Source organism: Agrobacterium sp. 22117 (genome assembly GCF_052045735.1).
In the GTDB taxonomy this organism is placed as follows: Bacteria; Pseudomonadota; Alphaproteobacteria; order Rhizobiales; family Rhizobiaceae; genus Agrobacterium; species Agrobacterium cavarae.
The window spans coordinates 507,758-534,150 of the sequence record NZ_JBQEPP010000005.1 but is presented as its reverse complement, the minus strand read 5'-3'; the positions used below and the strand labels follow the sequence as shown (position 1 = coordinate 534,150).

The window sequence follows — 26,393 nt, the reverse complement described above, 5'->3', positions numbered from 1 at the left end:
GCCAGTTCTTCGGACGTGGCAGAGACTTCTTCGGAAGCACCTGAGTTCTGCTGCGTCACCTTGTCGAGCTGCTGGATTGCTTCGTTGATCTGACTTGCTCCGATATCCTGTTCGCGGCATGCGGCAGAGATCTCCGAAACCAGTTCCGCGGTCTTGCGAATATCTGGAACCAGACGGTTCAGCATTTCGCCGGCTTCGGTCGCGACCTGAACCGTCTCGCCGGAGAGCGAGGAGATTTCAGCGGCTGCCGCCTGGCTGCGTTCTGCCAGCTTGCGCACTTCGGAGGCGACGACGGCGAAGCCCTTGCCATGCTCACCGGCTCGCGCGGCTTCAACAGCGGCATTCAGTGCCAGAAGGTCGGTCTGACGTGCGATTTCCTGAACGATGGAAATCTTCTGCGCAATCGTGCGCATGGCGACGACAGCACGGCCGACGGCTTCACCGCTTGCCTCTGCATCCTTGGAGGACTGGCGAGCGATCTTCTCGGTCTGGGCCGCGTTGTCCGCGTTCTGCTTGATGTTGGCGGCCATCTCTTCCATCGAAGCGGAGGCTTCTTCGGCAGAGGATGCCTGTTCGGTTGCGCCCTGAGACAGTTGCTCGGAAGACGAAGACAGTTCTTGGCTGCCGGAGGAGACGTTATCGGCTGCGGCAAGCGCGTCACCGACGACGCCGCGCAGGCGTTCGACCATTGACTGAAGAGCAATGCCGAGCGTGTCCTGGTTCGAGAGCGGCTTCGGCGTAACAGTCAGATCGCCTTCTGCGATCTTATTTGCGACCGTTGCCGTTTCGCGCAGGTTTGTGACCATGTGCAGCATGGCGTTGCCCAGCGTATCCCTATCCGACAGAGGCTTCACGTCCTTGGACAGATCACCCGAGGCGATCGTACCGGCAACATCGGCGGTCGCGCGGAGATTCACAACCATGTTGCTCATGGCGATACCCAGGCGGTCCTTGTCGGAGAGCGGCTTCACGTCTTGGGAAAGATCACCTTCCGCAATGTTGTTTGCAACCGCTGCCGTGGCGCGCAGGTTGGTCGTCATCACGTTCATGCTGTCGACGAGATCCTTGATCTCGTCATTGCTCTTGATTGCGATGTCCTGATCAAGGTCGCCAAGCGCAACGGCGCGAGAAGCACGGATCGCCTGCTGCAATCCCTTGTTGATACCAAGCGCAATCCATGTAGCGATCAGGATCGACAGAATGATGATCGCTGCAACGACGCTGATGAGGATCGTACGCGAGGTGTCATATTCCTCGTTGGTCGCTTCATCTGTCGCCTTCAGGTCAGCAGCGATTTCGTTGTTCAGGCTTTCCAGAGTGGTCAGCAGAGCCTTCGTGGCTTTTTCGCCGTCTCCCATGGAGATAGCACCGGCTTGGCGATTGCTTTCAGGCGTGTTGATGGTTGCAAGGCGGAGTACTTCTTCCTGCAGCTTTTCCCACGCAGGAACCGCAGCCTTCAGTTCCGTCACCTTCGCATGAATTGCTGGATTTGTCTCTTTTTCCAGCGTCGCAATAATCTGTCCAATTTTTGCACGGTCGGTGCGGGCGGCGTCGACATAAGTTGAGATGCGAGCAGCGTCTTCATTCAGTGCCGCGCTCTTCTCGTTGGCAATCGCATTTAGGATAGCGTCGGAGAGATCGCTTGAGTTGCGTAGGTTGGCAGCGGGGCCTTGGACGATATCTGTTACTGCAGCATTGAGGGATGAAAGTTGAGTAATTGCCATGCCCGCCATGCCTGCCGACAGCAGGATGATGAGAGCAAAAGCAAGTGCAAGTTTGAGCTTAATCGTAAATCGCATCTTGATGGCGTCCTTGGATATGCCGATCCACCACAAATGGGTTGGCACTGGGGAGTGAAGGCTGTTCGGGAATGGCAGATGATATAAGGGCGAGTAGCCTGCGCGTCGTTGGTCGCAGGCTTCCCGGATGTTTTAGGCGCTCTCTCTGAACTCACGATCGCTATCGTCCGGACCACCCATCGACATGTCGAGTGCGAAGCCGTTGGCGCGGGCCTGCTGGGCGTGGACGGATTGCGACGGGGCAGGGCGACGAATCGGGGCAGCCGATTTTGCCGCAGGACGGTGCGCGACCGAGGGAGCCGCTGCGCGAGCCGGGGCGGGGCGACCGTTTGTATTGGCACGCTCCACCTTGAAGAAGGCGATGCTAGCCTGAAGCTCTTCGGCCTGTGCGGCCAGTTCTTCCGAGGTGGCGGACATCTCTTCGGAAGCACCGGAGTTCTGCTGCGTCACCTTGTCGAGCTGCTGGATCGCCTCGTTGATCTGGCTGGCACCAATATCCTGCTCGCGGCAAGCGGCAGAGATTTCCGAGACCAGTTCCGCCGTCTTGCGGATATCTGGAACCAGGCGGTTCAGCATTTCGCCAGCTTCGGTTGCGACCTGAACCGTCTCACCAGAGAGGGAGGAGATTTCAGCGGCTGCGGCCTGGCTGCGTTCTGCCAGCTTGCGCACTTCGGAGGCGACGACGGCAAAGCCCTTGCCATGTTCACCGGCGCGTGCGGCTTCGACAGCAGCGTTCAGTGCCAGAAGATCGGTTTGACGCGCGATTTCCTGGACGATGGAGATCTTATCGGCAATGGTGCGCATGGCGACCACAGCACGGCCGACGGCTTCACCGCTGGCCTCGGCATCCTTGGAGGACTGACGCGCGATCTTCTCGGTCTGGGCTGCGTTGTCTGCGTTCTGCTTGATGTTGGCTGCCATTTCTTCCATCGAAGCGGAGGCTTCTTCTGCGGAGGAGGCCTGTTCGGTTGCACCCTGCGACAACTGCTCGGAAGACGACGACAGTTCCTGGCTGCCGGAGGAGACGTTGTCGGCTGCGGCCAGCGCATCGCCGACGACACCACGCAGGCGTTCGACCATCTTTTCGAGCGAGATACCAAGGGTGTCCTTGTCCGACAGTGGTTTTGGCGTAACGGTCAGGTCGCCGTCGGAAATCTGGTTTGCCACACTGGCCGTATTGCGCAGGTTGGCCGTCATCACATTGATGCGTTCGACAAGGTCCTTGATCTCATCGTTGGTCTTGATTTCGACATTCTTGTCGAGATCGCCAACCGCAACAGCTTCAGCAACCGTCATGATCTTGCGCAAGCCTGTGTTGATCCCGAGCGCAATCCAGGTTGCAATGATCAGGCTTCCGAGAACTGCCGATGCGACTGCGATGATCAAGATCAGACGAACCTGCTCATAGGTCGCCTGGCTGCCGGCAAGCATCGTGTCGACCCGTTCGAGCTGAACACGCACGAGGTCTTTGGTGTTCGTACCGATGGTCAGTGCGAGAGCACGCATCTGACCGTTCGAGAATTCAATGGCACTCTGCTTGTTCCCAGCTGCCAAGAGGTCCTTCAACTTTACGGACTCTCCGTCGAACTTCTCGAAGTTCTCGATCACGGCAGCCCAGTAAGGCCTGCCCTGTTCCGAAGCCTGCGACAGGCCGGTGCGGCCCAGGTCGAGGGTCGTTGTCGTCAGATCATCCGCGATTTTCATGTAGCGAGCGGTACCGTCAGCACCGCTTTCGAGCAGCGCGTTCTTCTGCTGGCGAATGATTTCAGAGAGATTGCGATCGATCTGGAGCGCGTATTGCAGGCGCTTCTCCGGGCCGTTTGCCAGTTCGCCGATCGCTTGATTGACCGTGCCAAGGCTGTTGATGCTGTAGAACGACAAGCCAGCAAGAACCATCAGGATAATGCCGAATGCCAGCGTCAGTTTGAGTTTAATCGTAAATCGCATTTTGCCCCCTCAAGTAATGCGCAAGGCGCATCAGGTGTTTGCTGACCCGAAAGATCCATTTTCTTTCGGTGTGCCGTCTCGTTAGCTTCCACGCGTCCGGTTGGGCGCAGGGAAAGTGTCATTCACGCCTTTCGGCGCCCGCTTAATCGTCGGTCCCTGTCGACGTCGCGGACGTCATGCCTTTCCAAGTTCCACGACATTGCCCTGCGCGCTGATCTTTCCGGGCAAGCTTTCTCGCTGCGCCGAGAAAATCGCGATCAGGTTCGGCATGATGACGAACTCGGCCCCGCGCTTGATCAGGCAGTTGATGTAGTCGGGTCGCCACCGCATCCCGACGCTGGGCGGCGCCTCGCTGGCGGACTTGGAAAAGGTCGTCACTTCGTAGACCTTGTCGGTTCTAAGCCCGACCAGCGTCTGTTCACCTTCCAGCGAAACCTCGATGACGATGATGCGGCTGTCGATGGTCTTCTCCGCCGCATGCATGCCGAAGGCGAGACGGATGTCCGCCAGCGGAATGACCTTGCCGCGAAAATTGATGACGCTCGACACGAAAGCCTTGGCGCCCGGAACGGCCGTTTCAGGCAGAAGGTCGAGGATTTCCTGAACCTGTGCGGCCTCGATGGCGAAGGTCTCGCCTTCGATCGAAAATGTCAGAACTTCAATGTCTTGGCGTTCGGCCCAGAAGTCTACGGGCTGTTTCAAAAGCGGCTGGTTCATCCGGCAATGCGCATCTGCGCCTCCTGTTGCTGGCCTGCCGCAACCAGATGTGCGACGTCGAGAATGAGAGCGACGCTGCCGTCTCCAAGGATGGTGGCGCCCGAGAAGGTCGCAACATCGTGGTGCAGCTTGGACATGGCTTTGATGACGGTCTGGTGATCGCCGATGATCTGGTCGACGACGAGACCCACACGTTCCGACCCGGTGGAAATGACCACCACCTTCTGGAACTGGTCCGGCTTCGTGCCGCTCTGGAAAAGCTCACGCAGACGGATGAACGGCACCAGGCTTTCACGCAGCGAAATGAACGAGCGACCGCGAGATTTGACGTCGTCTTCCGGCGACAGTTCCAGGCACTCTTCGACTGCCGAGAGCGGTATGACGTAGCAGCCATGACCGACGCGAACGAGTAGACCGTCGATAATGGCAAGGGTCAGCGGAATGGCGAGCGATACTTCCGAGCCAGCACCCGGTGCGCTGGTGATGTTGATCGTACCGCGCAGCGCCTCGATCGTCTTCTTGACGACATCCATGCCGACGCCGCGGCCGGAAAGGTTCGTAACCTGGGCTGCCGTCGAGAAGCCTGGCTCGAAGATCATCTGCAGGAGTTCTTGATCTGTCAGGGTTGCGCCCGGGGCCACGAGCCCTGAGGATTCCGCCTTGGCACGAACCCGCTCGCGGTTGATGCCACGACCGTCGTCCTTGATGGTGATGATGACATCCCCACCGGTTTGGCGCGCGACAAGTGAAACATGTCCGACCGGGTCCTTGCCGGCGGCTATGCGCTCTTCCGGTGTTTCCAGGCCGTGATCGCAGGAGTTGCGAACAAGGTGGACGAGTGGATCGGCAAGCCGTTCGATCACGGCCTTGTCGACTTCAGTGCTTTCGCCCTCGGTGATCAGCTCGATCTGCTTGCCGGTTTCGCGCGCCAGATCATGCGTCAGGCGGCGGAAGCGGCTGAAGAGCTGGGCGATCGGCACCATGCGAAGCACCATCATCGTGTCGCGAAGCTCGCCCGAAAGCCGCTCCACATCTTCGGAGACGGCACGAAGGTGAATGTCGACGCTGGTGTTGGCGAGCTGCGACAGACGCGACTGGGCGATGACAAGCTCGCCGACGCGGTCCATCAATTCATCGAGCCGTTCAGCCGGGACACGCACATTCTCAGCGGCTCTTCCCTGCTTGCCATCGGTGGCCGCCTGAACAAGCTGCGGATTGGCCTTGGCGGCTTCTTCGACAGGTGCCGGCGGGGGCACGATTTCCTGGGAAGCGGTGGTGTCTTCCACCTGCGTGATCTCAAGCTCCATATCGTCCATGACGAAGATGAAGACGTCATCGATGGCGGAACGGGGCTGTTCTGTCGTCAAGGTCACAGACCAGCCGACATAAAGCTGCGTGGGATCGATTTCCCCCAGAGGAGGAATGGCGCCTGTGTTTGCGACGATGATGCATTCGCCAAGCTCAGCCAGCTCGTTGAGCAGGCCGAGTGGGTTGGTGCCATTCGCCATCGCGTTCTCAGGAAGACGGAAGGTGATCGTCCACGTCGCGCCAGTGGTTTTTGGCGCCGGAACAGCAGCTGTCGCCTTCGGAGCCGACTGGGCAACGGCCTTCTTACCAGAGCCTTCGCCGACAGCAGCCTGCAACTTGGCCAGCAACCGATCGCCGGTTTCAGGAAAAGCAGTTGCAGGGTTGTCCACCAACCGGCGCATGTGGTCCTGGGCTTCCAGAACGGCAGCGATCAACTCGCTGGTGGCAGGAACTTCGCCCTTGCGAACACGGTCGAAGGCCGTCTCGCAGTGATGGGTAAAGGCAGCGAGTGCCTCGAAGCCGAACATTGCGCCGGACCCTTTTAAGGTATGCAGACCGCGAAACACGGCATCAATCTGACTTTGATTGGATAGATCATGCAAAAGGTCGAGAAGCCCGCTTTCGATCTGCTCGAAAAGCTCGGCGGCCTCCGTCCTGAAAACCTGAATTGGGTCCAGCAGCGTCATTTACCAAGTACCTTTCTGACAATCTTCACGAGGTTTTCCGGGTCGAAAGGCTTGGTAACCCAACCCGTGGCGCCGGCTGCCTTGGCGCGCGCCTTCATGTCGGCATCGGATTCGGTCGTCAGGAAGATGATCGGCACGCCGGTATGGGCTGGCGACTGGCGCAGCGCCTCGATCATCTCCAGACCATTCATGTTCGGCATGTTGAGGTCGGTGACGATGAGGTCGAAGGGAGCGCTCTTTGCTTTCGCAAGTCCGTCAGCCCCGTCTACAGCTTCGGTTACCTGGTAACCGGCATTGGTGAGGGCGATCTTCGTCGTCATGCGAATGCTTGCGGAATCGTCCACGGTAAGAATGTTGGCGCTCATTTAAATGTCCTTTCCATGCAGCCAGAAGAGGCGCGAAGCCTCGTCCATGTTCTCAAGAAAACCAGCGCGTCCCAGCGTTTCCACGACGCTTTTGCCGGCTGGCTTCTTCAAAGTGATGAATTTGCCCTGCTCACGGGCGTAAAGACGGGACGACTCGACGAGCTGAACGAAGCTCAGATCGACCGATGCGTCCTCGGGGATGTCCAGCACGACGGCGCTGCTTTCCTGAAATGCGGAAAGCAGGGTCTCGTGAATCGCGGTGATCCCCCTGATCGACAGGGATGACGGAAGAGTGACTGTTTCAGGGGTCATCGGCTTTCCTGGGTGTTTTCGGTTTGAACGCGCCCTTCGGGAGAAAGGGAGAGTGTGTCGATGAGGCTGGCTGCCAGCGCTGGCGGTTCGACCTGCGCCTTGCTGCCATTTGTCATCAATGTCTGGATGGCCGGCCACTGCCGATCGAATGCTGCGACACAGTCGGGATCGAAGTGTAGCCCGCTGTTTTCAAGGATGTGGTTGCGAGCAGCCTCGATCTCCCATGCCTTTTTATAGGGGCGTTGAGTGCAAAGCGCTTCGAAGACATCTGCGACGGCGACGATCCTGGCGACAAGCGGAATGTCCGTACCCTTGATGCCCTTCGGGTATCCTGTGCCATCCCACTTCTCGTGGTGGCCACCTGCGATCGCCTCGGCGATCTGCAGAAGACGCGATGTGCCGTCGCCCAGCATGCTGACGCCGAACTCCACGTGCTTGCGCATTTCCGCAATTTCGTTGTCATCGAGTTTGCCCGGCTTCTGCAAAATGCAGTCGGCAATGCCGATCTTGCCGACATCGTGAAGCGGCGCCACGAGATAGATCATCCGGCACGTTTCTTTGTCGAGGCCGAGATCGGCGGCAATCAATTGGCTTATCTTCGCCACACGCGAGATGTGGTCGCCGGTTGCGCCATCGCGAAACTCGATCGCCCTTGCAAGGCGCCATATGATTTCTTCTTCGCGCGCAACCAGTTCCTGGGTCGCGTGAGCGACCTCTTCCTCGAGCCGCATCGCCTGGCGCGAGATTTCGAGATGGGCCTTACGCAGTTGCAGTAGATTGGTCGCGCGGGCCTGAAGCTCGATTGCGTCAAACGGCTTTGATACAAACTCGGTAGCGCCCGCCTCGATTGCGGCAATCAGGACTTCGCGCTGGCGTTCCGCTGTCACCATGACGATCGGCACAAGGTCGTAGTCGGGCGATTGTTTCAACGTTTTGATTACATCGATGCCCGTATGGCCAGGCATCATGTAGTCGATGAAGATCAGATCCACAGGATTGGCGAGGCAATAGGTTAGCGCCGCCTCCGGCGCCATAAATGGAATAAGTTCAATACCTTCAATATTGCTCAGAGATGATTGAAGAGCAAAGAGTGCGGACCGGCTATCGTCTACGAGTACTACCTTCACCGTGGCTCCAGGCATTCGGCAGGGAACAGCATTCCGTTCTCCGGTTTTGAGGCCGAAGCGGGCGTTCATGATGATGAGGACATTTGGAAAACCGGGCTTGCGTCATGCGCCCATTGCGACCGCCGCATGCAGGCCGAAAATGTCGTTAGAACACGCAATCGGGCCACGGTTGTCAAAATCTATTTAATAGAACGATGGTTAAGGGCGCGTTAAAACCCGGGCGCCATGGTTTTTTATTTCTAAAAGAAAAAGATCAATAAATAGAATAAGATGAGTCTGTATTTAATATAAGGAATATGCGTCTCCGCCAGCCTAGTAAAAAATGTACGAAGTGAAAAAGGACCAAGGGGAAGGTCAAATATACATGAGTAATATTTCATATTTAAAGCGATTTTTTATTTATTTATATATTTTAATGTTTGACGTGGCCTATGAAGTTTTTGCGTTCAGCGACGAGTGGGGGAAAACGTAGGCTCCCCGGCGAAGGAAGCCTCATTCCTCCCAAATCCTGCTGATTCATCCAGTGATTTTCGAGTTAAATAATTGAATATAATTGCATTTTTAGAAAGTTAAAATTTCGCGTCTTGCCCAGTTGCGCAACCAATATGATTCGCATACGGTCTTACGGCAACGTTTCAGTGAGGGAGGAGACTCATGCGCATTCGTTCTATCCTGACCGCTTTGGCGGCAAGTGTTATTCTGCCGGCGGGTATAGCCGCAGCGACGGATCTTGAAGTAACGCATTGGTGGACATCGGGCGGCGAAGCTGCTGCCGTGGCCGAGCTTGCCAAGGCATTTGATGCAACCGGAAACAAGTGGGTGGATGGCGCGATTGCGGGCTCCGGCGGCACTGCCCGCCCGATCATGATCAGCCGTATCACCGGCGGCGACCCCATGGGTGCCACGCAGTTCAACCACGGACGCCAGGCTGAAGAGCTTGTTCAGGCCGGTCTGATGCGCGATCTCACCGACGTTGCCACGAAAGGCAACTGGAAAGATGTGATCAAGCCGGCAAGCCTGCTCGACAGCTGCACCATCGACGGCAAGATCTACTGCGCGCCGGTGAACATCCACTCCTGGCAGTGGCTGTGGCTCTCCAATGCGGCCTTCAAGAAGGCCGGCGTCGAGGTTCCGAAGAACTGGAATGAATTTATTGCGGCTGGTCCTGCGTTGCAGAAGGCCGGTATCCAGCCTCTGGCGCTTGGTGGTCAGGCATGGCAGGCGAACGGCCTGTTCGATACGCTTGTTCTGTCACTCGGCGGCAAGGATCTCTACGAGAAGGTTTACAAGGACAAGGATGCGGAAGCTGCAGCCGGACCGGAAATGGCGAAGATTTTCGCTGCCGCCGATGCCGCTCGCAAGCTTGCCAGGGGCTCCAATGTTCAGGACTGGAACCAGGCCACCAACATGGTCATCACCGGCAAGGCCGGCGGCCAGGTCATGGGTGACTGGGCGCAGGGTGAGTTCCAGCTGGCAGGTCAAAAGGCCGGCACAGATTATTCCTGCCTGCCGGGTCTTGGTCTCAACGAATATCTGACGACCGGTGGCGATGCCTTCTACTTTCCGCTCTTGAAGGACGAAGCCAAGTCCAAGGCGCAGGAAGTGCTGGCCGAAACCATCGTCGATCCGAAGACGCAGGTTGCTTTCAACTTGAAGAAGGGCTCGCTGCCGATCCGCGGGGACGTCGATCTCAATGCGGCGAACGACTGCATGAAGAAGGGTCTTGCCATTCTCGCCAAGGGCAACGCCCTCACCAGCACCGACCAGCTGATTTCCGCTGACTCGCAGAAGCAGAAGGAAGACCTGATGGCGGAGTTCTTCGCCAATGAATCGCTGACCGCTGAGCAGGCGCAGAAGCGCTTCGCTGACATCATTTCTTCGGCGGACTGATTATCAATCGCAAGTCATCGGCGGGCCAAATCCCGCCGATGCCGCGAAACCTCATGAGTGCGCAGGCAAGCGCTCGTCGAGATATCTTTCGGATATTGCTCAACAGATGTCCGGAGCAACGATTGATAGGAGGGCATATGGCCGTAAAGAGCCATTCTGGACGTCCAAACCAGCTGTTTCGCAATCTGAACTCGAAGATTGCTTCCATCCCCCTGATCTTGACCTCCATGGTCATTTTCCTGGGCGGCACGATCTGGACCGTCGTTTATTCCTTTACCAACTCCAAGCTCCTGCCAAGGACGACCTTTGTCGGCTTTGATCAGTATGAGCGTCTGTGGGCCGCACCGCGCTGGATCATATCGATCCAGAACCTGGCCATTTACGGCATCCTGTCCCTGATTTTCAGCCTGGTGATCGGCTTTCTGCTGGCCGCACTTATGGACCAGAAGATCCGGTTCGAAAATACGTTCAGAACGATCTTCCTTTATCCCTTTGCCCTGTCCTTCATCGTGACGGGCCTCGTCTGGCAGTGGCTGCTCAACCCGGAATTCGGCATTCAGTCGGTCGTGCGTTCGCTCGGCTGGGAAAGCTTCACCTTCGATCCGCTGTATAATTCGCAGATCGTGATCTACGGCATCCTGATCGCCGCGCTCTGGCAGGGTACGGGCCTCGTCATGTGCCTGATGCTCGCGGGGCTTCGCGGCATCGACGAGGATATCTGGAAGGCGGCGCGTGTGGACGGCATTCCCATGTGGAAGACCTACCTGCTGATCGTCATTCCGATGATGCGGCCCGTCTTCATCACGACGCTTGTCATTATCGCCAGCGGCATCGTCAAGGTCTACGACCTCGTCGTGGCGCAGACGAGCGGCGGTCCGGGCATCGCCTCGGAAGTGCCGGCGAAATACGTCTATGACTACATGTTCCAGGCCCAGAACCTGGGGCAGGGCTTTGCCGCCTCCACCATGATGCTGCTCACCGTTGCCATCATTATCGTCCCATGGGCCTATCTTGAATTCGGAGGGCGCAAGCGTGGCTAACATCAGCACTCTCAATACCGTCGCTGCCGGTGCAGATGCCGTCTCGGATCAGTTGAGCGGACCTCGCGGTCGTAAACCTCGCAAGAGACTGTCGCGCCGAAACATCATCCTTTACGGCACGCTGATCGTCGCAGCGCTTTATTATCTCCTGCCGCTCTACGTGATGGTTGTGACGTCGCTGAAGGGCATGCCGGAGATCCGACTCGGCAACATCTTCGCGCCGCCGGTGGAGATTACCTTCGAGCCGTGGGTCAAGGCCTGGGCGAATGCCTGCACCGGGCTTAATTGCGACGGGCTTTCCCGCGGCTTCTGGAATTCCGTGCGCATTATGATCCCGTCCACCATCGTCTCGATCCTGATTGCCTCAATCAGTGGCTATGCGCTGGCGAACTGGAAGTTCAAGGGTTCTGAGTTCTTCTTCTCGGTCCTGATCATTGGTGCCTTCATTCCCTATCAGGTCATGATCTATCCGATCGTCATCGTGCTGCGTGAAATGGGCATTTATGGCACGCTGACGGGTCTCATCATGGTTCATACCATTTTCGGCATGCCCATCCTGACCCTGCTGTTCCGCAACTATTTCGCGGGGCTGCCGGAAGAGCTCTTCAAAGCCGCGCGCATCGATGGCGCCAATTTCTGGCAGATCTATTTCCGCATCATGCTGCCCATGTCGATGCCGATCTTCGTCGTCGCCATGATCCTTCAGGTCACGGGCATCTGGAACGACTTCCTCTTCGGCGTCGTGTTCACAAGGCCTGAATACTATCCGATGACCGTTCAGCTGAACAACATCGTCAACTCGGTCCAGGGCGTGAAGGAATACAACGTCAACATGGCTGCAACGCTGCTGACGGGGGCCGTTCCTCTTTTCGTTTACTTCGTTTCAGGCCGACTTTTTGTGCGCGGCATCGCCGCAGGCGCAGTCAAAGGGTAAGTTCATGAATAAAAGCGTTTCCATTCGGGATTTGTCTCTGTCGTTCGGCGCGGTCAACGTGCTGTCCACGCTCAATCTCGATATCTATGACGGCGAGTTTCTCGTTCTTCTCGGCTCCTCCGGCTGTGGTAAGTCTACCCTGCTCAATTGCATCGCCGGACTTCTGGAGCCGACCGAAGGCCAGATCTTCATCAAGGATCGCAACGTCACCTGGGAAGAGCCGAAGGATCGTGGCATCGGCATGGTCTTTCAATCCTATGCGCTCTATCCGCAGATGACGGTGGAGAAGAACCTGTCCTTCGGCTTGCAGGTTGCGAAAGTGCCGAAGGACGAGATCGATCGTCGCGTCAAAAGAGCCGCGGGCATTTTGCAGATCGAGCCTCTTTTGAAGCGCAAGCCTGCCGAACTTTCCGGCGGTCAGCGCCAGCGTGTGGCGATCGGCCGTGCATTGGTGCGCGACGTGGATGTGTTCCTCTTCGACGAGCCACTGTCCAACCTCGACGCCAAGCTGCGCTCCGAACTGCGTGTGGAAATCAAGCGCCTGCACCAGGCGCTGAAGAACACGATGATCTATGTGACGCACGACCAGATCGAAGCGCTGACCTTGGCCGACCGTATCGCCATCATGAAAGCCGGCGTCATCCAGCAGCTTGATGATCCGGTCTCGATCTACAACCGTCCGAAGAACCTCTTCGTCGCAGGCTTCATCGGCTCGCCGTCGATGAACTTCCTGCGTGGCGAATTGGCGGAAAAAGACGGCCAGGTCGTCTTCGTGACGAATGGCGTGAGCTTCAGCCTCGACGGTTATCAGGCCCTGGCACCACTGACGGCCGGCAAAGCTGCGGTTCTCGGCGTTCGCCCCGAACATATTCGTGTGGACGCCGATATCATCAGCGGCGAGGTGCATGAGGCCGTGGTCGACATCGAAGAACCGATGGGTGCCGATAACCTCATCTGGCTGAAACACGCAGGCCATACGATATCGGTGCGCGTTGGTGGCCACAGGCGTTTTGCGCCCGGAACCAGGGTCAAGCTCGGTTTCGACATGACCATGGCATCCGTTTTCGATGCGGGCACGGAAGACCGCATCTGACCCTCTCATCTTCACCATTCGAGCCAAATGTCAGGAGAGACATATGACCAAACTCGGCTTTCAACTTTACAGCGCGCGCAATTTCCCGCCGCTTTCCGATATCCTCAAGAAGCTGTCTGCAGCAGGCTATTCCCATGTCGAAGGTTTTGGCGGGATCTATGCCAATATGGATGAGGCCGCACTCAAAGGCCTTCGCGCCGATCTGGATGCCAATGGTCTCACCATGCCGACGGGCCATTTCGGCCTCGACATGCTGGAAAATGATCGCGAGCAGTCGCTGAAGGTCGCCAAGACGCTTGGTATCGAGGCGATCTATTGCCCCTACCTCATGCCTGATCAGCGCCCCAGCGATGCCGCCGGCTGGTTTGCCCTCGGCAAGCGACTTCAGGAGGCAGGCAAGCCCTATCGCGATGCCGGCATTTCTTTCGGTTGGCACAACCACGACTTCGAGTTCGCGACCTTGGAAGACGGCTCCACGCCACAGGAGCAGATCCTTGCGGGCGGCCCTGATCTCGAATGGGAAGCCGATATCGCCTGGATTATCCGTGGCAATGCCGATCCTTTTTCCTGGATCGAAAGCTATGGCAAGCGCATCACCGCAGTCCACGTCAAGGACATTGCTCCGGCTGGCGAAAACAAGAATGAAGACGGCTGGTCGGATGTCGGGCACGGAACCGTCGACTGGAAGGGTCTTGTCGCGGCCCTGAAGAAGACAGCCGTGAAGTACTACGTGGTCGAGCATGACAATCCAAGCGACGCTGACCGCCTGATCACACGCTCCATCGAATCCTTCAAGACCTACTAAAACCGTTGCGGTGAGCGCCAGTTCGCCGCAATCGCCGCTGTATTTTCACGCGTGTCCGGCCAACGAAGCTCACATTCGGTGGGCCGGATACCATCATCAAGACCACTTCGGAGTTACCCATCATGGCCAAGGAACTTGGCGTCGGCATCATCGGATGCGGCAATATTTCAACCACCTACTTCTCGCTGTCTCCGCTCTTCAAAGGCTTGAAGGTGCTGGCCTGCGCGGACTTGAACAGAAGCGCCGCAGAACTGCGTGCGGAAGAGTTCGGCGTCAAGGCGCAGTCCATCGAGGAACTGCTGGCGAATGACGAGATCGACGTCGTCGTCAATCTCACCATTCCGGCAGCGCATTTCGAAGTCTCCAAGGCGATCTTGGAAGCCGGAAAGCACGTCTATTCGGAAAAGCCACTCGTGCTCAGCCTGGAAGAGGGCGAGGAATTGCGTCGCATTGCGAAGGAAAAGAACCTCGCCGTCGGTTGCGCGCCCGACACTTTCCTTGGCGGCGCACACCAGTTGGCTCGCAAGCACATCGACGAAGGCGGCGTCGGCCGCATCACCTCGGGCACATGCCATGTGATGAGCCCCGGTATGGAGATGTGGCACCCCAATCCCGGCTTTTTCTTCCTGAAGGGCGGCGGTCCGATCCTCGATCTCGGCCCATATTACATCGCCAACCTGATCAACCTCATCGGTCCGGTGAAGCGCGTTGGCGCTTTGACCTCCATGGCGAACCCGACCCGGACGGTGACGAGCCAGCCGCTTAACGGCGAGATCATTCCGGTCGAGACGCCCACGAACATCCACGCGCTGCTGGAATTCGTCAATGGCGCGACCATCACGCTGTCTGCCAGCTGGGATGTCTGGTCGCACCGTCATGCCAATATGGAGCTTTACGGCACTGAGGGCTCCATCTACGTGCCCGACCCCAACTTCTTTGGTGGCGTGGTCGAAGCCAGCGGCCGCGACAAGGACATCAAGCCGCTCGAAGACTGGACGCATCCCTTCGGTATTTCCAATCAGGAAAGCCCGAACGGCCCGCGCGCCAATTACCGCACTGCTGGCCTTGCCGATATGGTGATGGCTCTGATCGAAGGCCGGGACGCCCGCTGCTCACTGGAGCGCTCGCTTCACGGCATCGACGTTATGACCTCGATCCTGAAATCCGGCGAAGAAGGCCGCTTCATCGAGCTGACAACTACCTGCACCCAGCCGGCAGCGCTTGGCATCGAAGAAGCGCAGTCACTGCTGCGATAACATCGGCGGCACTGAAGTGCCCGTGTCGCTGAGACGGTATTGCGAGGAAATGACTGCCACCGGGATTGCGATTGCGCCCCGGTGGCAGTTTCATTTTGCCTTACTTCTGCTTGGCGGAGACCGCCTTCGCCGCCTGGTCTATCGTGTCGGACACGACCTCCGGCTGGGTCATGAACAGCGCATGGCTCGCCGAAACCTTCGTGATCTTCGCGTTGATGCGCTCGGCCATATGGACCAGCATCGCCTGATCGAAAGCCTTATCTTCCGTGGCGATCACAGCCCAACTGGGCTTGCTGCGCCACGCGGCGTTCTTCAACTTTGTGGCAAATGCAGACATGTTGATCGGCACCTGAGAGTCGCGCATGAACGCGACGTCCTGATCGCTCACATCGTGAGCAAAACCGGCCTTGAACTTATCGCGGTTGACGTAACCGTACCCATCCTTGGTGATGTCCAAGACGAATTCCGTCGCCGGTGCAAAGCCCTCATACTGTTGGGCCGTGGTTTCTCCGGCATCTGGCGAGAGGGCCGAGACGTAGACCAGTCCCGCCACTTTGGGATCGATGCCAGCCTCAGTGATGACCGTGCCTCCCCAGGAGTGCCCGACCAGGATTGTCGGACCATCCTGTCGGTCCAGCACTCGCTTGGTTGCGGCAACGTCGTCTTCCAGTGAAGTCAATGGATTCTGGACAATGCTGACGCGGTAGCCGCGTTTTGTCAGGTTTTCATAGACGCCTTTCCAGCCGGCGCCATCGGTGAAGGCGCCATGAACCAGAACAACATTCCTGACGATCTGGGTCTCAGGAATGACGTCCGCGGCATTGGCAGATGCTGTGGCTACAAAGGCGGCGGCAATAGCAGTGATTGAGGTCAAGGTCTTCATCGTAATCTCCTTAAATTTTGCAATAACTATTATTGCGATAACAATAAACTCACATGGATTTTCGGGATCGTCAAGATATTATTTATCGCGATATTGGTTTTTGTCGTAACGCCCTGTATATAAAGGGAAAGGAGTTCGATATGGCCACTAAAAGGAATGATCCACCACCTCTCAGCGACCAGCTGTGCTATGCGATCTACAGTGCAGGCATCGCTATCCAGCGCGCCTACAAGCCGCTTCTCGATGAACTGGGGGTGACATATCCCCAGTACCTCGTGCTCAACGTTCTATGGAGCAAAGACGAGCAGACGGTCGGTGCCATCGCGGCCTCGCTGGCGCTTGAATCCAGCACCCTCACTCCGCTTCTCAAACGTCTGGAAGCGTCGGGCCTGCTACAAAGAACGCGAAACGCCAGCAATGAACGCCAGGTCGTGATCGCATTGACCGATGCGGGCAGGGCGCTGCAGCACAAGGCGGGGTGCCTGAGCGATACGCTGCTGGCGGCGTCGACCCAGACGCCAGAAGCGCTCGCGGCACTGAACCGCGACGTGCGAGGCCTACGAAACGCCATCTACTCGCAGATCGGCGGGTGGGACGAGCCTGCGTGAATTTGTCAGACATGCTGGCTGCATGAACGGTAATGGTGGATCGCATCCCAGTTGGGGATGCGCGCCCGGTCCCTTGGTATGTATTTAGAACTTTCGGCTGACCGAAAGCGTGAAGTTTCTGCCCGCCATCGCCGATACGCCGTCGGCGAGATAAGGGCTGTAAAACTTATCAAAGATGTTTTCGACGCCTGCTCTGACTTCCGTTCCTGCCATAAACCCTTCCTTCGGTGTCCATTCCAGAAGAAGTCCGTGGACGGCATAGCCTCCACTTTCAGGCCGCGCGTAAAAGTACCCGGTACCTTTATAGTAAGGTGTGTGCCTCTGTTCGGCGACGAACTGGCCGGTCCAGCGCAGTGACAGTTCGGAGTCTGGAATTCGATAACCTAGCGAAGCATTCACGGTGAGCGGAGCCATATCGCCGGGATAAGTTTTGCCGCCGTAAATGTCGTTGATCGCGCCCTTGCGTGAGCCATTCATGACGGAAAAACCGAGGCTGCCGAACACGGTGTCCGATTCATAATTCGCTTTCACTTCAACGCCGTAGATACGATAGGATGGCGTGTTCCAATAGAAGGGCACAGGACCTGTCACATTTGCCAGATTGGCACTACCAAATCGTCTGGTGACGGGATCGGTAACGTGATTGTAAAAACCCGATACCGAGGCGGTGAGAGTATCCCCTGAACTCCACACATCGTAAAACTCCTGCGACACACCCACATTGAAGGAGTTATTGCGTTCCGGAAGAAGATATCTTGATGTTGCAGATGCTTTCGTTGCGATGCTTTGCGACGAATAGAGTTCATCGATAATTGGGGTTCGAATCGCGTAGGCCCAGTCGAGAAAAAGTGTTGTGGAAGGCGTCGCTTCCCAACGGCCGCTCAGGGCTGGGGTGAAGCCATTGTAGGAAACCGCCGAGTAATCATGTCCCGCCAAGGGGTTGTTGTATCTCGGAGCGGCATTCGGTTTGCCTTCCATTCTCACGTGGTCGAAGCGAAGTCCCGGAGTGATGAAGAAGCCATCCGTGACTTCGACTTCATCACGAATGAAGGCTGAGATCGATCTCTGTTTGCCTTCAGGCACGATCCAGGACGCATAGTAGCCGTAGTTGTAACTTGGATTGCTGCTGTTCGCGACGTCGTACATCCATGCGTCACGATCATGCATGCCGATCTGGATGCCATAGTTCAAGACGTGCGGAGCATTCAGTATTTCTAGCCTGGACGTGTTCTCTGCCTCAAACTTGATGTCGGAGTATTGGGCGTCATTCTCTTGGCCGCCAAGCGAGGCGCTGGGTGTAAATCCCGGGATGATGGGCCGCGTGCGATGGAGGCTCGTGGAAGAAAAGCTTGCCATTGCTTTGAAATTCACGAGGTCGCTTTCGCCGTCATAGCGGTATTTGAGCGTGGCCGAAAAATCGTCTAAATCGCGAGCAGCCAACGCACGCAGTCGTGCCTGTTGCCTTCCGTACCGATCGATACTGGACTGACTCACGGCAAGATCGCCACGAACGGCTGCCACTGGCCCCCAATCATCGGAGCGTCCGTAGGTGAGGGAAGCGCGGATTTCGTGACCTTCGTAAGCAGCGCCGCCATTGGCAGTGAATGTTGTGAGCCGGTCATTTGATGCGTCGTAAACCTCTCCGCCGCCCACGCGCATATTGCCGCTCTTGCGCCAGGTTCCAGACATCAGCCCGTCATAGGTTACTGGCATGTCGAAATCTGATTGCCCATAGACCATGACACTCCCTGTTCGCTGAGTATTGGCGGTGTGGTAGCTTCCTTTCGTCCATCCTCCAAAGCTTTGGCCGGGCTTCAGCATGTCCTTTGCTGTCTTCGTTTCCATCAGAATGGTGCCGCCGAAGCCGCCATTTCCGTAGCGAACCGATGTTGCACCCTTCTGAAGTTCGACGCTCTTCAGGATTTCCGGCTCTATGAAAATGGAACCCTGATCGTAAAGTTCGAAATTTTTCGGAGCACCGTCCAGCAACACCCTGGTATCTGATGGTCTCGCAAACCCGCGTATCACCGTTGTCTGCCCTTGCAATCTTACGCCGCCTGCGGTCGCCACCCCAGGTGTCCTTTGCAACAATTGCGGAAGCGTACTAGCTTGGGAACGGTCGATATCGGCTGAGTCAAATGCGGCATTGCCCGGCGCACTTTCGTTGAACTCCCGACCCCTGATCACGATTGTTTTAAGTGTGGTAGCTCCGTCTGATGGTGGAGGCTGGACTGGCTCCGATGCCGGCTCGATCTTGATAGTATCCACAGAGATGTATCGATAGGCCAATCCCTTGCCCGACAATAGCGCTTCAAGCGCATGACGCACGTCCATCTGCCCTTTGATCTCCGGGCTCGTCTTGCGTGTCATAATCGAAGAATCGAAAAGAATTTGCAGCCCCGATTGAGAGCCTAGGCGGTTGATCGCCGAGCTAAGAGAACCTGCTGGAATGTCAAACGCATCCAGCTTCGCTTGCTCTGCAAAGGCATTGCACCCACTCCCAAGCGCAAAACCAATAAGCAACGTCGGCAAGATATAGCTTCGACGTCCCGGTCGAATATTCAGGTGTCCACGGTCCATGGGGAGTCTCCGGATATTGGATGTTTTCATCCCCGGTACGAATGAACATGAGTATTTGGGACATCTTTTTAAGATTTTTCGCTGGCGATATCAGCGCAGGATCGTGAGGTAGGGCGTGAGCTTCAAAAGCTTGATATCAAACGCTTTGGCGAAAGACTGAAGAGCCTTGTCAGGATCGCTCATATCGAGGGTCCCAGAGACTATTTTGCTACGCAGTTCGCGGTTTGCGACCAGGATCTTTCCCGGCAAGTACCTACCGACGGTCTCGATAACGTCCGGAAGAGGCTGCTCGTCGAATACCAACCTGCCGCTTTCCCATTCAGTGACGGACTTTAAGTCGACAGGAAAGGTCTCGCTAATTCCGGAGGCTGAAGCAAAATTAACGCCCTCGTTCTCCTTGACGACTTTCACCTGATGCTCATCGTTAAGGCGCACAGCGACGCTGTGTCTGATGACAGCAACCCTTGTTTCGCTCTCCAGCATGTTGACGTCGAAGGCTGTGCCCAAAGCTGTCACGGTCGCACCGTCGGCCTCGACGACGAAGGGCCTTGTCGGGTCTGGCGTAACGTCGACAAGCATCTCGCCGCGCATCAAAATGACACGCCGTTCGTGCTGCGAAAACTGAAACGCTATCGCTGAGTCAGCGTTCAGCACGAGATTGGAACCGTCAGGGGCTCTGAAGGATGCTCGCTGAGCAATGTCCGTGACGTGATCGGCCCGTAAGGTTATCAGCGCATCCGACATGTAAAGATACAAGCCCGCAGCTATCCCAGTCATGACTATGATGGAAGGGAGAACCGTCTTCGAAGGTGGCTTGGACGGAAGAGGAAATCCAAAGTCGCTTTGCGCCGCCGAGAGCCGCTTCGCATCGCCTACGAGACAACGCACACGCTCATAGGCTTTCGCATTGCTCTGGTCTTTGGCTAACCAGGCGTCGAAATCCTTTTTCAACTCTTCATCGTTGGGACGGTCTCGCAATTTCAGAAGCCAATCAATTGCCTCCTCTTCGGCGTTGCCCGTAAGATCTGCGAGATCCGTCAAAGTGTCGGCTCCAGTCGTTGGAGGCAGTGCAAATAAGCCTTTCGCAAATGGCGATCGACCATATTCTTCGTGAGTCCGCTCTTCCTCGAGATCTCAGTCGATGTCAGTCCTCCGACTGCACTTGCGAGAAACACCCGGCGACGCTGCAAAGACAACTCCATGATTGCCTGTTCCAGAATGACGAGCCTCAGGCCTATGTCCGCGGTGTCTTCAGCGCTCTGGCAAGCGTCCGCTACAGTTGCAGCCTCTTCGGAGTTACCAGCGAACAGCCGCTTTTCGAAGTTTGCTCTTCTGAAGTGGTCTATGCCCAGATTGATGCAGGCGCGAATGAGGAATGCTTTTACCGCCGACTGGTTTTCCGGCAGTCGCGGTTTCCCCATCAGCCGCACATAAATATCGTGAACTATATCCTGCGAACCGAGAGGCGTGTGTCCTCGCTTGCGCATAGCGCGGCAAAGGTCGTCGTAGTAGGCTTCCATTGCTGCGTTGATCTGAGACTGAGAAGCAGGTTTGCTCCACATGGGTGGTATCCGACTATTCGCTGAGTTGGGCTCTCATAGAACGGAAATGACGCATCGGCAATTAAATATGACTAAAAATATCATGTTATTTTGTGGTCCACCCTTGGCGCGAGCCCTAGGCTTTTACGTCTTCACAAGCCTCGCCCTTTGCTCTAGAAGCCCAGCGGTAATCCGGTCGCAGCCCACCCGGTCAAAACAAGGGATCTCAAATTATGAAAACGATCGTCATCTGCTCCGGCGGATTGGACTCCGTTTCGCTTGCGCATAGAATTGCAGCGGAACACGAACTGCTTGCTCTGCTGTCTTTCGATTATGGTCAGCGCCACAGAAAAGAGCTGGACTATGCGGGTGCTTGTGCCGCCCGCCTTGGTGTGCCGCATCACATCATCGACATTCGCACCATCGGCGCTCATCTCACAGGCTCGGCTTTGACCGACGATGTCGAGGTGCCGGATGGGCACTATGCGGAGGAGACCATGCGCTCCACCGTGGTGCCGAACCGCAATGCCATCATGCTCACCATTGCCTTTGGTCTGGCGGCTGCGCAGCAGGCGGATGCGGTGGCGATTGCTGTTCATGGCGGCGATCACTTCATCTATCCGGATTGCCGCCCAGGCTTTATCGATAGTTTCAACACCATGCAGGCCCATGCGCTGGAGGGCTATGCCAAGGTGGAGCTTTACGCACCTTACGTCATGGTCTCCAAGGCGGATATCGTGACCGATGGGGCTAAGCACGACACGCCCTTTGGCGAAACCTGGTCTTGCTACAAGGGTGGCGAGCGCCATTGTGGTCGCTGTGGCACCTGCGTCGAGCGGCGCGAGGCGTTTCATCTGGCTGGCGTGGCTGACCCCACTGATTACGAAGACCCGGATTTTTGGGCGGTGGCCACCAGTGCCTATGCGGCGCGGGAGGTGCGTTGATGTTTCGCATCACCAAGGAATTTCACTTCTCCGCCTCGCATCAACTCAAAGGCCTGCCCGCCGATCATCAATGTGCGCGGCTGCATGGCCACAACTACATCGTCGAGGTGGAGCTTTCCGGCGAGACGTTGAACGAGCACGGCTTCGTTCGCGACTACCACGAGCTGGCGCCGCTGAAGCGCTATATCGACGACTGCTTCGACCACCGGCATCTGAACGACGTTCTCGGCCATGACATGGTGACCGCGGAACGGCTGGCGCAGCATTTCTATGATTGGTGCAAGGATCGGCTTCCCGAGACGAGTGCAGTGCGCGTCAGCGAGACCGCCAAGACATGGGCAGAGTACCGGCCGGCGGCTGCGCGATGAGTGCGGCTGTTGATGCGCCGCGCGACCTGCCGATCCGGGTCAGCGAAATCTTCGGTCCGACCATTCAGGGCGAGGGGCTGCTGATCGGTCTACCGACTGTCTTTGTTCGGACCGGCGGCTGCGATTATCGCTGTTCCTGGTGCGATACGCTGCATGCGGTGGATAGCGATTACCGGGATGACTGGAAGCCGCTCTCCGTCAAGGCGATCTGGGCGGAGGTCGTCAGGCTGTCTGGCGGCAAGCCGATCACCGTTTCGTTGTCCGGCGGCAATCCTGCGATCCAACCACTTGGGCCCTTAATCCGGAAGGGGAAGGGCGAGGGATATCGCTTTGCGCTCGAGACGCAAGGAAGCATCTGCAAGGACTGGTTTGCCGATCTGGATTATCTCGTGCTCAGCCCCAAGCCACCCTCCAGCGGCATGGAGACGGACTGGCAGGCCTTCGAGGACTGTCTGGAGGCCGCCGGAACAGGACCTCAGCTTGCGCTGAAGGTCGTCGTTTTCGATGACACCGATTTTGCCTATGCGCGCGAAGCCGCTTCGCGCTTCCCCGCCCTCCCGGTCTATCTCCAGCCCGGCAATCACACCCCGCCACCACCCGATGACGATGATGCGCGCGTCGATGTCGACGGCATTATGGATCGCATGTTGTGGCTGGTGGAAAAGGTCGCATCGGAGCGCTGGTTCGAGGCGCGCGTGTTGCCTCAGCTTCACGTTTTGCTGTGGGGCAATCGCCGCGGCGTCTAACGCATGAGGCGCAAATCGGGGACTGGATCTTGCGGTCTCGTCATCCCGATAAGCCAGAACCGCGAGCGTGCTGATAGAAGGCATAAGATGGAGCCGGCTTCACGTCGCGATCGCTACAATGTGCGTCTGCGTCATAACGATTCGTCAAATTAAAGTGTAGTAAAGTTGGTATCTAACGGACATGGTTCGCCGCTATGAGGAGGAACGTAGCGTCGGCTGATGCGTTAGGTGGAAACTTCGAATGGGAGGAAGCCATGTTCGATTTTTTGAAGCCAATTCACACGATTGTTGAGAATGACGAGGAGACCGGCACCTATGCCGATGCCTTGCTTCAGGTTCCCGAGTTGCAGTTGACCAATGCAGCGCACGAATATGGCCACGACGCCCATACGCGCGATTATGGCGATCAGCGCGAGATCGCGCGCAGCTCACTTGGATTTGTTTGAGTTTGAAAAAAGCGGGCAACCCTTCTACAGACTAGGACGTTACAACGTCATGTCAGGAGAGCGGGCAGTTTGGTCTTAAGAATGGACCGATCCGGCGAACACAGTGAACCGGAAGGCGATTTCTGGAGACCGGCTGCCCGCACACATTTGGAGATAAGACGCGATGGGTATTGTCCCGACAGAGCCAGATCCCACGACGCCGCCAATCCCGCCGCAGCCTGAAGTCCCTCCAATCCAGGAGCCGGAGCCTGACCGCCTGCCGGACGAGGCGCCCAATCCCAACCCGGATGAGAACGATGAACCACCGATGGTGGTTTAGGCTGGACGACTGAACGGCTTGCTTAGATGGGGCGAGCCTTTGGCGCCGAAACGCCACGGCAAATCTACCGCCTTTGTAATGCCAATGCGCGGTCCTGTGACGATTTCTGGATCGGTCTCACTTGGGCGGAGCAGGACCGGCTGCTCAAACACAGACATTCCATCGGCGTCGCCGGCGATCGCAAGCGCTTGGCAGAGCTTGCCCGGACCGGAGCATAGGTTCCGCAAGACATCAGTTCCGCGTCTCATCTTCATCAGATCCACACCCGTCTGAGGTTCAAGCGCGCGGAGCAAGACCGCCGAGCCAGAGGTGCACACGATGTTGGCGCACCAATGAATTCCATAGGAGCGGTAGACGTAGAGGTGTCCGGGCGCACCAAACATGACGCGATTGCGCAGCGTCGGCCCGTTGAAGCTGTGCGAAGCGGGGTCGTCAGGTCGATAGGCCTCTGTCTCAACGATGATGCCACCCGTGTTGTGAAAGCGAAATTCCATCCCGATCATTGCCCTGGCAACGACCACCGCATCCCTATCGAAGAAATCCTTGTTCATCCCGGCATGGTGACGCGCGAAGGCGCCGGGAACAACCCGTATTTTATTCAGTTTAGTGGATAAGCCACTCGTTCTGGCCAAACGCTACTGGCATCAATAGGAGACCGCCTATGGCGCAGGAAAAAGTTGCACTCGTCACCGGCGCGGGATCCGGCATTGGTCGTGCGTCCGCCATCGCTCTTGCCAAGGACGGCTATGTCATCGGTGCGCTCGGGCACACTGCCGATGAACTGGAAAAGCTCGTTGCCGATATCGAGAAGGATGGCGGCGAGGCTCTGGTGCTGGTTGCCGACGTCGCGGACGAGGCTGCAATGGATGAGGCCGTCACCCGGCTTGCTGAAAAATATGGACGGTTGGATGTTGTGGTGGCGAATGCCGGCATCAACGGCGTCTGGGCGCCGATCGATGATCTGAAACCGGAAGAGTGGGACAAGACCATGACCGTCAATCTTCGGGGCACCTACATGACCCTCCATAAGACGGTGCCGCATCTGAAGGCCGCCGGTGGCGGATCGATCGTTATCATCTCATCCATCAACGGCACACGCACCTTCACGTCGCCGGGTGCCACTGCCTACTCTGCCACCAAGGCCGGGCAGCTTGCGATGGCGCAGCAATTGGCGCTTGAGCTTGGCCAGTACAAAATCCGTGTCAACGCGATCTGTCCAGGCGCAATCGAGACGAAGATCGACGACAACACCGATATCCGTAGCTCTCACGAAACGGAAATCCCGGTCGAATGGCCGGAGGGCGACATCCCCATCACAGGCGGGGAGGCGGGTCTGAGCGAAGACGTCGCCGATCTCGTGGTGTTTCTGGCCAGCGACAAGTCGCGTCACATCACCGGCACGCCGGTCTGGATCGACGGCGGTCAGGGACTTTTGCGATAGCGGGACTGCCAACCGTCGCGCTCACGTCGTTGTGTGTCTATGATTAACGGACTCGTAACGGAAATTCACGACTCTTTGTCCATTCGGGTGATTGCCGTCATGTGGTCACCTTCTTTAGTTAGTCACGCGACAAAGAGACGGGCAAGACGTTCCATGAGCACTTCGGCAAAATCGGGTTTCGTAGCGACGAAGCTTCGAGACATCATGATCGCATCGGTGCGCGCCGCAGCTGTCGTTGGGCTGTGTGCGTCGCTTGCTGCCTGTACGTCCATGGGGTTCGACAGCGCGTCGAAAGAGCCGCCTAAATTATCCTCCAAGGTTGCTGCCGCCATGTCTGCCAAGGGCATGAAGCCGGAAAGCCCCGTTCTTGTGCGGATTTTCAAGCAGGAAAGCGAGCTGGAAGTCTGGAAGGTCGACAAGACTGGTAACTACGCCTTGTTCAAGGCCTATCCGATGTGCCGGTGGTCGGGCAAGCTTGGTCCCAAAACCAAGAGCGGGGATCGACAGGCGCCCGAAGGCTTCTACCATGTCTCTTCCAGCATGCTGAACCCGAACTCGCAATATTATGTCTCTTTCAACCTCGGCTATCCGAACCGGCTTGAATCGGCGCTCGGTTATACGGGTGAAGCGCTGATGGTGCATGGTGCCTGTTCTTCGTCTGGCTGCTACGCTATGACGGATGCGCAGATTGGCGAGATCTATGCGATCGTCGAGCGTGCCTTGAAAGGCGGCCAGGATCGCTTCCAGGTTCAGGCCTATCCGTTCCGCATGACGGCGAAGAACATGGCGGCTTACAAGAATGATCCGAACTTCCCCTTCTGGCGGACGCTGAAGGACGGCTATGACTATTTCGAAGTCACTCGCCGTCAGCCAAAGGTCTCGGTCTGCGGTCGCCGCTATGTGTTCAACGCAGAATTTGCCGGCGGCGAGCCGGCCGATCCGCTGGCAGCCTGCCCACCCGCTGTCAATCAACTGGACCCGCAAGTGGCCTCGCGGCTCGACGTCGAGAAGCAGAAGCTCGATGTTGCCATGGCCGGTGGAACTTCAAGCGTCATGAACGCTTATGTCGATGGCGGGATGCATCCAAGCTTCCGCACTATTTTGAAGAACAGCGGTGCAAAGGACATGGCGGGTCGTGTTTCCGGGACGAAATATCCGATAAGCCGCCCGGAAGCAGCGCTCGCCGACCCATTTTCCGGAGCACGATGACGATGGCAGCGGCCTGAACATCGGAGCGG

26 protein-coding genes are annotated in these 26,393 nt (G+C 57.2%); 14 read left to right on the top strand and 12 right to left on the bottom strand.

Annotation, left to right across the window (positions count from 1 at the left end):
• The 7 genes from ACTJKV_RS17220 to ACTJKV_RS17190 form a co-directional block, all read right to left on the bottom strand.
• A partial coding sequence (locus tag ACTJKV_RS17220) for a HAMP domain-containing methyl-accepting chemotaxis protein (protein ID WP_440599128.1) occupies positions 1 to 1,799 on the bottom strand: 1,799 nt, incomplete at its 3' end.
• Positions 1,800 to 1,931: 132 nt separating this feature from the next.
• Positions 1,932 to 3,746, bottom strand: a complete 1,815-nt coding sequence (locus ACTJKV_RS17215; RefSeq protein ID WP_440599127.1) for a methyl-accepting chemotaxis protein — start codon at positions 3,744 to 3,746, stop codon at positions 1,932 to 1,934.
• Between the two features lie 174 nt (positions 3,747 to 3,920).
• Entirely contained in the window at positions 3,921 to 4,463 is a 543-nt protein-coding gene (locus ACTJKV_RS17210) for a chemotaxis protein CheW (RefSeq protein WP_112519568.1), read from the bottom strand.
• Entirely contained in the window at positions 4,460 to 6,457 is a 1,998-nt protein-coding gene (locus tag ACTJKV_RS17205; RefSeq protein WP_438370804.1) for a chemotaxis protein CheA, read from the bottom strand. Before ACTJKV_RS17205 ends, ACTJKV_RS17210 begins: the two co-directional genes overlap by 4 nt.
• The gene (locus ACTJKV_RS17200) at positions 6,454 to 6,822 is read right to left on the bottom strand and encodes a response regulator (protein WP_062424062.1); all 369 of its coding nucleotides are present in this window, start codon (positions 6,820 to 6,822) and stop codon (positions 6,454 to 6,456) included. The genes ACTJKV_RS17205 and ACTJKV_RS17200 overlap by 4 nt, the downstream gene beginning before the upstream one ends.
• Positions 6,823 to 7,134, bottom strand: a complete 312-nt coding sequence (locus ACTJKV_RS17195) for an STAS domain-containing protein (RefSeq protein ID WP_062441850.1) — start codon at positions 7,132 to 7,134, stop codon at positions 6,823 to 6,825.
• Positions 7,131 to 8,261 (bottom strand): HD-GYP domain-containing protein, encoded by a 1,131-nt coding sequence (locus ACTJKV_RS17190; RefSeq protein WP_440599126.1) that lies wholly within the window; start codon positions 8,259 to 8,261, stop codon positions 7,131 to 7,133. The genes ACTJKV_RS17195 and ACTJKV_RS17190 overlap by 4 nt, the downstream gene beginning before the upstream one ends.
• 654 nt (positions 8,262 to 8,915) lie before the next feature.
• On the opposite strand from ACTJKV_RS17190, the gene ACTJKV_RS17185 reads away from it, so the two are divergent.
• The 6 genes from ACTJKV_RS17185 (at position 8,916) to ACTJKV_RS17160 (ending at position 15,279) form a co-directional block, all read left to right on the top strand.
• Complete coding sequence (locus ACTJKV_RS17185) at positions 8,916 to 10,151, top strand: ABC transporter substrate-binding protein (RefSeq protein WP_440599125.1); 1,236 nt, start codon at positions 8,916 to 8,918, stop codon at positions 10,149 to 10,151.
• A 137-nt stretch (positions 10,152 to 10,288) separates the two neighbouring features.
• On the top strand, positions 10,289 to 11,191 hold the full coding sequence (locus ACTJKV_RS17180; RefSeq protein WP_062424065.1) for a carbohydrate ABC transporter permease: 903 nt from the start codon (positions 10,289 to 10,291) through the stop codon (positions 11,189 to 11,191).
• Positions 11,184 to 12,125, top strand: a complete 942-nt coding sequence (locus ACTJKV_RS17175) for a carbohydrate ABC transporter permease (RefSeq protein WP_062424066.1) — start codon at positions 11,184 to 11,186, stop codon at positions 12,123 to 12,125. The genes ACTJKV_RS17180 and ACTJKV_RS17175 overlap by 8 nt, the downstream gene beginning before the upstream one ends.
• A 4-nt stretch (positions 12,126 to 12,129) precedes the next feature.
• On the top strand, positions 12,130 to 13,218 hold the full coding sequence (locus tag ACTJKV_RS17170; RefSeq protein WP_312804602.1) for an ABC transporter ATP-binding protein: 1,089 nt from the start codon (positions 12,130 to 12,132) through the stop codon (positions 13,216 to 13,218).
• Between the two features lie 43 nt (positions 13,219 to 13,261).
• On the top strand, positions 13,262 to 14,023 hold the full coding sequence (locus ACTJKV_RS17165; protein ID WP_312804601.1) for a sugar phosphate isomerase/epimerase family protein: 762 nt from the start codon (positions 13,262 to 13,264) through the stop codon (positions 14,021 to 14,023).
• A 122-nt stretch (positions 14,024 to 14,145) separates the two neighbouring features.
• Positions 14,146 to 15,279, top strand: a complete 1,134-nt coding sequence (locus ACTJKV_RS17160) for a Gfo/Idh/MocA family protein (protein ID WP_312804600.1) — start codon at positions 14,146 to 14,148, stop codon at positions 15,277 to 15,279.
• Positions 15,280 to 15,379: 100 nt separating this feature from the next.
• Here ACTJKV_RS17160 and ACTJKV_RS17155 read toward each other — a convergent pair whose 3' ends face one another.
• A complete protein-coding gene (locus tag ACTJKV_RS17155; RefSeq protein ID WP_376752817.1) occupies positions 15,380 to 16,162 on the bottom strand; it encodes an alpha/beta fold hydrolase in 783 nt (260 codons plus the stop codon).
• Positions 16,163 to 16,302: 140 nt separating this feature from the next.
• Here ACTJKV_RS17155 and ACTJKV_RS17150 point away from each other — a divergent pair, with 140 nt between their 5' ends.
• Positions 16,303 to 16,770: a MarR family winged helix-turn-helix transcriptional regulator gene (locus tag ACTJKV_RS17150; protein WP_111847026.1), complete on the top strand. Its 468-nt coding sequence runs from the start codon at positions 16,303 to 16,305 to the stop codon at positions 16,768 to 16,770.
• A gap of 84 nt (positions 16,771 to 16,854) precedes the next feature.
• Here the strand turns inward: ACTJKV_RS17150 and ACTJKV_RS17145 are convergent, their stop codons facing one another.
• From ACTJKV_RS17145 to ACTJKV_RS17135, 3 genes are all read right to left on the bottom strand, one after another.
• Positions 16,855 to 19,350: a TonB-dependent receptor domain-containing protein gene (locus tag ACTJKV_RS17145; RefSeq protein WP_440599124.1), complete on the bottom strand. Its 2,496-nt coding sequence runs from the start codon at positions 19,348 to 19,350 to the stop codon at positions 16,855 to 16,857.
• Between the two features lie 90 nt (positions 19,351 to 19,440).
• Entirely contained in the window at positions 19,441 to 20,391 is a 951-nt protein-coding gene (locus tag ACTJKV_RS17140) for a FecR family protein (protein ID WP_113260852.1), read from the bottom strand.
• A complete protein-coding gene (locus ACTJKV_RS17135) occupies positions 20,388 to 20,912 on the bottom strand; it encodes an RNA polymerase sigma factor (RefSeq protein WP_312804598.1) in 525 nt (174 codons plus the stop codon). Before ACTJKV_RS17135 ends, ACTJKV_RS17140 begins: the two co-directional genes overlap by 4 nt.
• Positions 20,913 to 21,124: 212 nt before the next feature.
• On the opposite strand from ACTJKV_RS17135, the gene queC reads away from it, so the two are divergent.
• The 5 genes from queC to ACTJKV_RS17110 all read left to right on the top strand — a co-directional run bounded on the left by queC (position 21,125) and on the right by ACTJKV_RS17110 (position 23,714).
• Positions 21,125 to 21,835 (top strand): 7-cyano-7-deazaguanine synthase QueC, encoded by a 711-nt coding sequence (gene queC, locus ACTJKV_RS17130; RefSeq protein WP_312804597.1) that lies wholly within the window; start codon positions 21,125 to 21,127, stop codon positions 21,833 to 21,835.
• Complete coding sequence (gene queD / locus ACTJKV_RS17125; protein WP_312804596.1) at positions 21,835 to 22,203, top strand: 6-carboxytetrahydropterin synthase QueD; 369 nt, start codon at positions 21,835 to 21,837, stop codon at positions 22,201 to 22,203. Before queC ends, queD begins: the two co-directional genes overlap by 1 nt.
• Positions 22,200 to 22,949, top strand: coding sequence for a 7-carboxy-7-deazaguanine synthase QueE (gene queE, locus ACTJKV_RS17120; RefSeq protein WP_440599123.1), 750 nt, complete (start codon positions 22,200 to 22,202; stop codon positions 22,947 to 22,949). The genes queD and queE overlap by 4 nt, the downstream gene beginning before the upstream one ends.
• 254 nt (positions 22,950 to 23,203) lie before the next feature.
• Positions 23,204 to 23,395 (top strand): hypothetical protein, encoded by a 192-nt coding sequence (locus tag ACTJKV_RS17115; protein ID WP_062424077.1) that lies wholly within the window; start codon positions 23,204 to 23,206, stop codon positions 23,393 to 23,395.
• Positions 23,396 to 23,558: 163 nt separating this feature from the next.
• Positions 23,559 to 23,714 (top strand): hypothetical protein, encoded by a 156-nt coding sequence (locus ACTJKV_RS17110; RefSeq protein WP_165807401.1) that lies wholly within the window; start codon positions 23,559 to 23,561, stop codon positions 23,712 to 23,714.
• On the opposite strand, the gene ACTJKV_RS17105 is transcribed toward ACTJKV_RS17110, so the two are convergent.
• On the bottom strand, positions 23,711 to 24,265 hold the full coding sequence (locus ACTJKV_RS17105) for a DNA-3-methyladenine glycosylase (protein WP_312804594.1): 555 nt from the start codon (positions 24,263 to 24,265) through the stop codon (positions 23,711 to 23,713). The genes ACTJKV_RS17110 and ACTJKV_RS17105 overlap by 4 nt on opposite strands.
• Before the next feature lie 110 nt (positions 24,266 to 24,375).
• Between ACTJKV_RS17105 and ACTJKV_RS17100 the strand changes: the two genes are divergently transcribed.
• Positions 24,376 to 25,155 carry an SDR family oxidoreductase gene (locus ACTJKV_RS17100; protein ID WP_312804593.1) on the top strand — a complete coding sequence of 260 codons (780 nt, stop codon included), beginning with the start codon at positions 24,376 to 24,378 and terminating at the stop codon, positions 25,153 to 25,155.
• Between the two features lie 204 nt (positions 25,156 to 25,359).
• Positions 25,360 to 26,364: a L,D-transpeptidase family protein gene (locus ACTJKV_RS17095; RefSeq protein WP_440599135.1), complete on the top strand. Its 1,005-nt coding sequence runs from the start codon at positions 25,360 to 25,362 to the stop codon at positions 26,362 to 26,364.
• The last annotated feature ends 29 nt before the right edge of the window (positions 26,365 to 26,393 follow it).